Source organism: uncultured Georgenia sp. (assembly GCF_937958535.1).
Classification (GTDB): Bacteria; Actinomycetota; Actinomycetes; order Actinomycetales; family Actinomycetaceae; genus Oceanitalea.
The window spans coordinates 1-8,562 of record NZ_CALGNQ010000119.1 but is presented as its reverse complement, the minus strand read 5'-3'; the positions used below and the strand labels follow the sequence as shown (position 1 = coordinate 8,562).

Sequence of the window (8,562 nt, the reverse complement as noted above, 5' to 3'; positions counted from 1 at the left end):
GGTGGCGGTGCTGCAGGACGAGCCGCGGTGGGCGCGGTGGTTGGTGGCCGGGTCGTCGACGGCGGCCGTCGCCGTCGCCACGTGGGGTTTCCGGACGCTCGGGCGCAACCGGTACCAGGCGTTCCAGGTGCTGCGCCGGGCGTTGCTGCTCGTCCTGCTCGTCACGCTCGTCGGGCTGTACCGGCTGGCGCCGTGGGAGGCGACCGCGGTCATGGTCGTCGCGCTGCTGGCGCTCGGTGTGGTGGCCGCCGAGAAGGTCCGGCTCGAGCAGGCGGGCGAGGGGGCCGCGCACTGAGCGGGCCGGTACCACGTGGCGCGTGGTGACGCAGCACCAGGCGGAGGGAGCGCCTGGTGCTGCGCGCGGTGTGACGCCACGCACAGGGGTGTCGCGGAGTACGGTCGGGGCCCGAACCTGCGGTATCCTCGTTCAGGTTCGTTCGCGAGCCAGACGGGCTGTGGCGCAGTTTGGTAGCGCACTTGACTGGGGGTCAAGGGGTCGTGGGTTCAAATCCCGCCAGCCCGACAGATGTCCTGAGGCCCGGACCGCAGAGCGGTCCGGGCCTTTCGCATGTCACGCCGGGTGCGGGGGCACGCCACGGCACATGGTCGCCCTCAGGTGCGGACGGGTGTCCGGCGAGCCTGCGGGTCAGGGGGCGCCGGGGCGGATAGCCATCACGAACGACCGGCGGTACCGGGGGCCGTCAGCGGCGCAACGGGCAATGTCGGTGGTCGTATGTAGCGTGGATCACATGGACGCAGCGACCCGGGACGGCACCCAGCAGGCGGCGGAGCAGACCGCCGCCGGGCCGGTGCCCGGGGCCGTGCCGGCTGCAGGGCTGCCGGCCACGGCTGTGACCGTCCGGGAGCTGGCCCGATGGCGGGAGGCGCTGGCGGAGATCGACCGGGACGTCACGGACGCCGAGCGGGTCGACCAGCTCCGGGCGTTGGAGGAGCTGAAGGCCGCGGCCGCTGCCGCGCAGGCGCGCATCGCTGTCGACCTCGACGTCTCGCAACGTGAGGAACAGGCCCGAGCCGGCCTGCCCGCCCGCGAGCGGGGTAAGGGAGTCGGTGCCCAGGTTGCGCTCGCCCGTCGCGAGTCACCGCACCGCGGCGGCCGCCTCCTGGGGCTGGCGAAGGCCCTCGTCCGGGAGATGCCGCACACCCACGCCGCGCTGACGGCGGGGGTGATCAGCGAGTGGCGGGCGACCATCCTGGTCCGTGAGTCGGCGACGCTGACGCTGGAGGACCGGAGGGCGTTCGACGTCGAGGTCGCCGCGGACCGGACAGAGCTCGAACGGCTGGGCGACCGGCAGCTCACCGCCCGGGCCAAGCAGGTGGCCTACCGCCTCGACGCCGAGTCGGTGGTCCGCCGGGCCCGGCGCGCGGAGGGGGAGCGGTGCGTCACGCTGCGCCCGGCGCCGGACACGATGAGCTACCTCACCGGCCTGCTCCCGGTGGCACAGGGCGTGGCCGTGCTGGCCGCCCTCACCCGGGCGGCCGACGCCGCCCGCGCCCAGGGTGATCCGCGCAGCCGCGGGCAGGTCATGGCCGACACCCTCGTCGAGCGTGTCACCGGGCAGTCCACGGCCGACGCCACACCCGTCGAGATCCAGCTCGTCATGACCGACCGCACCCTCCTGCGGGGCGACGGCGAGCCCGCCGTGGTCCCCGGGTACGGGCCCGTCCCCGCCGGTTGGGCACGGCGGCTCGTCGGCGACCGCCTCGGCGGCCGGCAGGCCGACCACAGCACCGAGCTCTGGCTGCGCCGACTGTTCACCAGCCCCACCACAGGGCAGCTGGTGCAGATGGACTCCCGTCGCCGGACCCCACCGTCGGGGCTCGCCCGCTTCGTCGACGCCCGGGACCAGGGCTGCCGCTCCGCGTGGTGCGGAGCGCCGATCCGGCACCACGACCACATCGTCCCCTTCGCGGAGGGTGGGCCCACCAGCGGGGAGAACCTCGAGGGCACCTGTGAGGCCTGCAACTACGTCAAGGAGGCGCCGGGGTGGCGGGCCCGCGCCGGACCTGGGGACGGCCATGTCGTGGAGGTCACCACGCCCACCGGCCACCGGTACGTGTCGGTCGCGCCCGCTCTTCCCGGGCGTCACCGGGACGACCCGGACATCACCCCCATCGGTGACGAGCGGCGCGGGTCGCTCCCGTACGGGTGGACCGTCATCCGGTCCCGGGCCGCCTGACACCGCTGCCCGGCCCGGACGGTCGCCCGGCCGGGCACGTTGGGTAGCCTGCCGTGGTGTCGGTGGAGGCGTCTGACCCGTTCGTGCGCGTGCGGGGTGCGAGCGAGCACAACCTGCGCAACGTCGACGTCGCGATCCCGCGGGACGCGCTCGTCGTGTTCACCGGTGTCTCGGGCTCCGGGAAGTCCTCGCTGGCGTTCGGCACCATCTACGCCGAGGCACAGCGCCGGTACTTCGAGTCGGTGGCCCCCTACGCCCGCCGGCTGCTTCAGCAGGTGGGTGCGCCGCGTGTCCGCGAGATCACCGGGCTCCCGCCCGCCGTCGCACTCCAGCAGCGACGGGGCGCACCGAGCGCACGGTCCACCGTCGGCACCATCACCACGCTCTCCAACCTCCTGCGGATGCTCTACTCGCGGGCAGGCACCTACCCCGAGGGCGCCGAGCGGCTCGATGCCGAGGCCTTCTCACCGAACACGGTGGCCGGGGCCTGCCCGCGCTGCCACGGGCTCGGGGTGGTGCACGACGTCACCGAGGACCTCCTCGTCCCCGACCCCTCGCTCAGCATCCGCGACGGCGCCATCGCCGCCTGGCCCAGCGGCTGGCAGGGCCGCAACCTACGTAGCGTCGTCACCGGTCTCGGGATCGACGTCGACCGACCCTGGCGCGAGCTCAGCCCCGAGGACCGCCACTTCCTCCTCTTCAGCGACGAGCAGCCGACCGTCGTCGTCGCCCCCGAACCAGACCGGCTCGAGCACGGCTACCGCGGGCGGTTCCGGAGCGCCCGCAAACACGTCATGCACGTGCTCGCCGGCTCCAGGAACCAGCGGATGCGGGACCGAGCCATGCGCTTCGTCCGGAGCGTCACCTGCCCCGACTGCAGGGGCAGCCGGCTCCGTGCGGAGCCGGCCGCCGTGACCTTCGCCGGTCGCACCATCGCCGAGGTGAACGACCTGCCGCTCACCGAGGTCGCCGAGCTGCTGCGCCCCGTGGCGGAGTTCACCGAGCCGGAGGCCGCCACCCCCACCGCTGAGTCCGGTGAGTCCACCGAGGTCGCGGTCCGGATCAGCGCCGACCTGCTGCGGCGGATCGAGGTGCTCCTCGACCTCGGCCTCGGCTACCTCAGCCTCGGGCGGTCCTCGACCACGCTCTCACCCGGGGAGACGCAGCGGCTGCGGATCGCCACACAGCTGCGCTCGGGGCTCTTCGGGGTCGTCTACGTCCTCGACGAGCCGTCCGCCGGCCTCCACCCGGCCGACTCCGAGGCGCTCATCGACGTCCTCGAGCAGCTCAGGGCGGCGGGCAACTCGCTCGTCGTCGTCGAGCACGACATGGACGTCGTGCGTCGCGCCGACTGGCTGGTCGACATCGGGCCCGGGGCAGGATCCGGTGGGGGACGGGTGCTCCACAGCGGTCCGGTGGAGGGCCTGGCCGAGGTCGAGCAGTCGGCCACCCGCCCCTTCCTCTTCGGCGAGGCACGGCCCCGTGAGCGACGCAGGCGCGTCACCCAGGACTGGCTGCACCTACGCGGTGTCACCCGGCACAACCTGCGCGACGTCTCCGTCGACGTGCCGCTACGCATCCTGACGGCGGTGACCGGAGTGTCCGGGTCCGGGAAGTCGACCCTCGTCACCCAGGTGCTCGCCCAGCTCGTGCGCCGACACCTCGGCAGCACCCCGGAGGAGGACACCACCGACGGCGACGTCGGCCTGGGCGCCGCCACCGGCCTGGACACCGTCGACCGGCTCGTTGTCGTCGACCAGCGACCGATCGGCCGCACCCCACGCTCGAACCTCGCGACCTACACCGGGCTCTTCGACGTCGTCCGCCGGCTCTACGCCGCCACCGACGAGGCTCACGCCCGCGGCTACACCGCCGGCCGGTTCTCCTTCAACGTCCCCGAGGGGCGGTGCGAGACGTGCCAGGGCGAGGGCTTCGTCGCCGTCGAGCTGCTCTTCCTCCCCGGGACGTACGCGCCGTGCCCCGCCTGCCGCGGGGCCCGTTACAACCCGGAGACCCTCGAGGTGCGCTACCGGGGCCGCACCGTCGCCGACGTGCTGGAGATGTCCGTCGGCGAGGCCGCGGACTTCCTCGGCGACGTCCCTGCCGCCGCCCGCAGCCTGCAGACGCTCCGCGACGTCGGCCTGGGGTACCTGCGGCTCGGACAGCCCGCCACCGAGCTCAGCGGCGGCGAGGCCCAGCGCATCAAGCTCGCCACCGAGCTCCAGCGGGCGCGCCGGGACCACGCCCTCTACCTCCTCGACGAGCCGACCTCCGGGCTCCACCCCGCCGACGTCACCCTCCTGCTCGACCAGCTGCACCGCCTCGTCGACGCCGGGAACACCGTCGTCGTGGTCGAGCACGACCTGGACACCATCGCCTCCGCGGACTGGGTCGTCGACCTGGGCCCCGGTGGCGGCGACGCCGGCGGACGCGTCGTCGCCACCGGCACCCCGGCCGAGGTGGCCACGGCGCCGGGCAGCATCACCGCCCGCTACCTGGCCCGTCGGCTCGGGCTGTCCTGAGCTCGCATATTCGCTACCGCGGGGCGACGGCGGCGCGTACCGTCCACCCGTGCACATCGCGGAGCAGGAGCTGGACGCCGCCGTCGCCGAGGACGACTTCACCGGCGTGGTGACGGTGGATGTCGGCGATCTCCGTGCCGTCGAGCGCGCCGAGGGGGTCCGCCACCGGGCGCTCGGCGCGCCGATGACCCCGGACACGCGGATCGCGATCGCCAGCGGCAGCAAGGCGTTCACCGCGCTGGCGATGGTGCGGCTCGTCGAGGACGGCGCGCTGCGGCTGGACCAGCCCGCTCGGGAGCTGCTCGGCGCCGACCTGCCCCTCGTCGACGACGCCGTCACGGTGGAGCACCTGCTCACCCACACCTCCGGCATCGGCGACTACCTCGACGAGGACGCCGACTGGGAGGTCACCGACCACGTCCTGTCCGCCCCGGTGCACACGCTCACCACGGCGGAGGCGTTCCTGCCGCTGCTCGACGGCCACCGCCAGGTCTTCCCGCCCGGTGCGCGCTTCTCCTACTGCAACGGTGGGTACATGGTGCTCGCCGTGCTCCTCGAGCGCGCCACCGGCGAGACCTTCCACGACGTCGTGCGGCGCCTGGTCCTCGCGCCCGCCGGCCTCGCCGCCACCGACTTTCTCCCCCTCGACGCGCTGCCCGGCGACGCCGCGCTCGGCTACCTCCACGGCCGGGGTGACCTCGTCAACACCCTGCACCTGCCCGTGCTCGGCAACGGCGACGGCGGGGTCTTCACCACGGCGGCCGACCTCCACCGGTTCTGGCGGGCCTTCCTCGACGGGCAGATCGTCAGCCCCGCGAGCGTGCGCGAGATGACCCGGCCCCGGCACTGGGTGCCGCAGGAGGACCTGCGGTACGGGATGGGGTTCTGGCTGCACCGCACGGCACCGGCGCTGGTGCTCGAGGGCTACGACGCCGGGGTCTCCTTCCGGTCGACCCACGTTCCCGCGTCCCGCACCACGGTGAGCGTGCTCGGCAACAGCTCGGAGGGGGCGTGGCCGGTGATCCGGTTCCTGGCGGCGGCGATCGACGAGGAGCTCGGCTGACCCAGCACGTCGGCGGGGAGGGCTACGGTGGCACCATGCGGACCCTGGGTAACGTGCTGTGGCTGCTGCTCGCCGGGTGGTGGCTGGCCCTCCTCTACGTCATCGCCGGCGTGGCCGCGTGCATCCTCATCGTCACCATCCCGTTCGGGATCGCCGCGTTCCGGCTGGCGAACTTCGTGCTGTGGCCGTTCGGGCGCCGCACCGTGTTCCGGCACGACGTCGGGGTGGTGACCATCGTCGGCAACATCGTGTGGGTGCTCGTGCTCGGCTGGGAGCTGGCCGTGGCCCACCTCGTCGCCGGGCTTCTCCTGTGCCTCACGGTCGTCGGGATCCCGCTCGGCATCGCCTGCTGGAAGATGGTGCCGCTCGCCTTCCTGCCCCTCGGGCAGCAGATCGTCCCCGCCGACAGGCACCCGTACGCCGCTGCGGCCGGGCGCCGGGCCTGAGGAGCCAGCACCGTGAAGGTCTCCGCCCGTTCCGCCGTCCCGCCGTTCCAGGTGATGTCCATCCTCGACCGGGTGGCCGAGCTGCGCGCCGCGGGCCGGGAGGTCATCTCCCTGTGCGCCGGGGAACCCTCCGGCGGTGCACCCCGCGCGGTCCGCGCCCTCGCCGCCACCCCGGAGGCCTCCGGGCTGGGGTACACCAGCGCGCTCGGGCTGCGCCCCGTCCGGGAGGCCATCGCCGAGCACTACCGCCGGTGGTACGGCCTGGACCTCCCGGCCGACCGGGTCGCCGTGACCACCGGCTCCTCCGGTGCCTTCCTCCTCGTCTTCCTCGCCGCGTTCGACCCCGGCGACGTCGTGGTCCTCGCCCGGCCCGGCTACCCCGCCTACCGCAACATCCTCACCTCGCTGGGCTGCCGCGTGGTCGAGGTGGCGTGCGGCGCGGACGTCGGGTTCCAGCCCACGCCCGAACTGCTCGACGACGTCCGGCGCGAGCACGGCCGGGTGGCCGGGCTCGTCGTCGCCTCGCCGGCCAACCCGACCGGGACGATGATCGACCGGGACCGTATGGCCGCCCTCGCGGCGTGGTGCGCAACCAACGACGTGCGCCTGGTGAGCGACGAGATCTACCACGGGATCACCTACCCCGCCGACCCCGGGGCACCGGACGCGCACGGGGTGTGCGCCCTCGACGTGCCCGGGACGGAGTCGGCCGTCGTGGTCTCCTCGTTCTCCAAGTACTGGGGGATGACCGGGTGGCGGCTGGGCTGGGCGGTGCTCCCGCAGGACCTGCTCGCCGGCGTCGACGCGCTGGCCGGTAACGTCGCGCTGTGCCCGCCCGCGCCGGCCCAGTACGCGGCGCAGGGGGCGTTCAGCGACGAAGGTTACGCCGAGGCCGAGGAGCGGGTGGCCGCGCTCGCCGAGACGCGGCAGGTGCTGCTCGGCCGGCTGCCCGAGCTCGGCTGGGGTCCGGTGGCCCCCGCGGACGGAGCCTTCTACCTCTACGCCGCGCTGGGGGACCGCCTGGGGCGGTACGCGTCGTCCGTCGAGTGGTCCACCGACCTGCTCGAGACGGAGGGGGTGGCTGTCGTCCCCGGCGTGGACTTCGACGGCGCCACCGGGCACAACTACGTCCGGCTCTCCTTCGCGGCCGGAGCCGACGCCGTCGACGAGGCGGTGCGCCGCATCCTGCGCTTCCAGGAACGGCTCGCCCACTGACGGTCAGGCCTGCCGGTTGGACATGCCCACAGGGTGCGGGGTGTGGGGGCGGTGGCACAACCGTCGGGGTCCCGGCACCGTCTGCCGGGACCCCCAGCTCCGTCAGAACAGCAGCCGGCAGGCCAGCGTGCCGCCGAGGCCGAGCCACACCCAGCCGGGCAGGCCGACGAGACGTCCCGGGGCACGGCCGGTGAGCTCGCGCCACGCGCGGGCCACCGCGGGCCACGTGGCGGCGATGAGGACGCCGCCGAACACGGGCCCCCACCCGGCCGCGAACGCCCTGGTGAGCCAGGTCAGGGCGAGGACGGCAGTGCCGGGCACGAGGGCGACGGCGATGAGGAAGGTCACCAGCATCGAGGCGACCTGGCTCCGCCCGGTCCGGCGCTCGACGGGGACCAGGTCGGGATGAGTCTGCATGAACACCTCCGTCACAGGGAGCAAGGGCACAGGTGGACGGTGGCGTGGCGGGGCGCGCCGACCGTCCGCGACGCGGATGTCCGGACGGGGGTCGGCGCCGGCGTCCTCGCCAGGCCTACCCCGATTATCTCACGGGTCGGACAGCCGACGACGTGCTCGACACGGCGGCACGGCCCTGCCAGGATTCCAGGCGCTCCCGCCGTCCTCGTCGCGAAGGACACACCATGACCGCCACCGCACCCTCCGTGGCGCCCACCCGGCCGTCCGACCCGCTGCGCGACGGAGCGGGCTTGGTGAGCGGGCAGGGCAGCTCCACCGCCGTCGTGCTCTATCCGGTCACCCGACGGCAGCGCGAGACCGCTGCCCTCGGCTTCGTCACCACCCGGCTGCTCGGGGCACCGCTGCTGATCGCCGCGTGGGAGCTGCCCCTCGGGGGCTACCTGCTCGTCCGGGGGTTCGGACCGGACGCCGTCGCGGCACTCCCACCGCCCGGAGGGACCCGGTGAGCGCGACGAAGGTCGACTTCACACGCGCCCTGGACACCTACCGGGCGCGGCGGGGGGAGTTCCGGGTGGTCGAGGTGCCCGAGACGGCGTACCTCATGGTCGACGGCCACGGCGACCCGAACACCGACCCGAGCTTCGCCGCCGCCGTCGCGGCCCTCTACCCGGTGGCCTACCGGCTGAAGTTCGCGAGCAAGG

General features: G+C 74.1%; 7 protein-coding genes, 1 tRNA gene and 2 pseudogenes. 9 read left to right on the top strand and 1 reads right to left on the bottom strand.

Annotation, left to right across the window (positions count from 1 at the left end; all coding sequences use genetic code 11):
• The 7 genes and pseudogenes from Q0195_RS06560 to Q0195_RS06530 form a co-directional block, all read left to right on the top strand.
• Positions 1-295: pseudogene (locus tag Q0195_RS06560) on the top strand (hypothetical protein); the annotation flags it as partial.
• Between the two features lie 154 nt (positions 296-449).
• Positions 450-523: transfer RNA gene (locus tag Q0195_RS06555), tRNA-Pro, on the top strand.
• Between the two features lie 226 nt (positions 524-749).
• Complete coding sequence (locus Q0195_RS06550; RefSeq protein WP_299276147.1) at positions 750-2,198, top strand: HNH endonuclease; 1,449 nt, start codon at positions 750-752, stop codon at positions 2,196-2,198.
• 56 nt (positions 2,199-2,254) lie between these two features.
• Positions 2,255-4,720, top strand: a complete 2,466-nt coding sequence (uvrA, locus tag Q0195_RS06545; RefSeq protein WP_299276144.1) for an excinuclease ABC subunit UvrA — start codon at positions 2,255-2,257, stop codon at positions 4,718-4,720.
• A gap of 49 nt (positions 4,721-4,769) precedes the next feature.
• Complete coding sequence (locus tag Q0195_RS06540; protein WP_299276142.1) at positions 4,770-5,783, top strand: serine hydrolase domain-containing protein; 1,014 nt, start codon at positions 4,770-4,772, stop codon at positions 5,781-5,783.
• A 35-nt stretch (positions 5,784-5,818) separates the two neighbouring features.
• Positions 5,819-6,229, top strand: coding sequence for a YccF domain-containing protein (locus tag Q0195_RS06535; protein ID WP_299276139.1), 411 nt, complete (start codon positions 5,819-5,821; stop codon positions 6,227-6,229).
• A gap of 54 nt (positions 6,230-6,283) precedes the next feature.
• A complete protein-coding gene (locus tag Q0195_RS06530; protein ID WP_299276149.1) occupies positions 6,284-7,444 on the top strand; it encodes an aminotransferase class I/II-fold pyridoxal phosphate-dependent enzyme in 1,161 nt (386 codons plus the stop codon).
• A 102-nt stretch (positions 7,445-7,546) separates the two neighbouring features.
• Here the strand turns inward: Q0195_RS06530 and Q0195_RS06525 are convergent, their stop codons facing one another.
• Positions 7,547-7,861: a hypothetical protein gene (locus Q0195_RS06525; protein ID WP_299276136.1), complete on the bottom strand. Its 315-nt coding sequence runs from the start codon at positions 7,859-7,861 to the stop codon at positions 7,547-7,549.
• 224 nt (positions 7,862-8,085) lie between these two features.
• On the opposite strand from Q0195_RS06525, the gene Q0195_RS06520 reads away from it, so the two are divergent.
• Both Q0195_RS06520 and Q0195_RS06515 read left to right on the top strand, forming a co-directional pair.
• Positions 8,086-8,367, top strand: a complete 282-nt coding sequence (locus Q0195_RS06520; RefSeq protein ID WP_299276134.1) for a hypothetical protein — start codon at positions 8,086-8,088, stop codon at positions 8,365-8,367.
• A pseudogene (locus tag Q0195_RS06515) lies at positions 8,364-8,562 on the top strand (hypothetical protein); the annotation flags it as partial. The gene Q0195_RS06520 and the pseudogene Q0195_RS06515, both read left to right, overlap by 4 nt.